This window comes from Streptomyces sp. DH12 (assembly GCF_020873895.1).
Taxonomy (GTDB): domain Bacteria; phylum Actinomycetota; class Actinomycetes; order Streptomycetales; family Streptomycetaceae; genus Streptomyces.
In genome coordinates this window covers 1-506 of record NZ_JAHWGT010000726.1, presented here as the reverse complement: position 1 = coordinate 506, position 506 = coordinate 1, and the positions used below count along the sequence as shown (strand labels likewise).

The 506-nt window shown below is 73.7% G+C and carries 1 pseudogene; it reads right to left on the bottom strand.

The features are described from left to right. Nucleotides 1-254 precede the first annotated feature (254 nt). Nucleotides 255-506: pseudogene (locus tag LPA54_RS36740) on the bottom strand (hypothetical protein); the annotation flags it as partial.

Genomic DNA, 506 nt, shown 5'->3' with positions numbered 1-506 from the left:
ACGGACATGCGTGCACAGCGGGCAGTCCGCGTCGTACAGGACGGTCAGCCCGCGGACCGGGGCGGGGCGCGCCGCGCTGCCGACGCTGTACCCGCGGCCAGGAGGGCGCCTCGCAGTGTCGTACGCCGGGTGCGGCCCGTCAGGGGCTGGACGCGCAGTTCCCCGCGCCCCTGGGGGCGTTGACCCGTCGGCTGCCTTGCAAGCTCCCGCCGTCTGCGGGCAGTCGTCCCGGCCGACGGGCGAGGGGTTCGCGCTCACGCCTGGGCCGCCGGGGCGGTCCAGCCCTGCGGGGGCACCGGCGGGTTCTGCTCCCGCTCCATCACCCCGCGCCGCCGGATCCTGTTCAGCACGTACACGTTGGCCAGGTGCATCACGCCGAGGACCAGCAGCACCACGCCCAGTTTGGCGGAGAGCGCCTCGAAGACGCCGCGGGTGTCGGTGACGGTGTCGTCGTCGCTCAGGTAGAGGGCGACGAAGCCGAGGTTCACCAGGTAGAAGCCCACCAC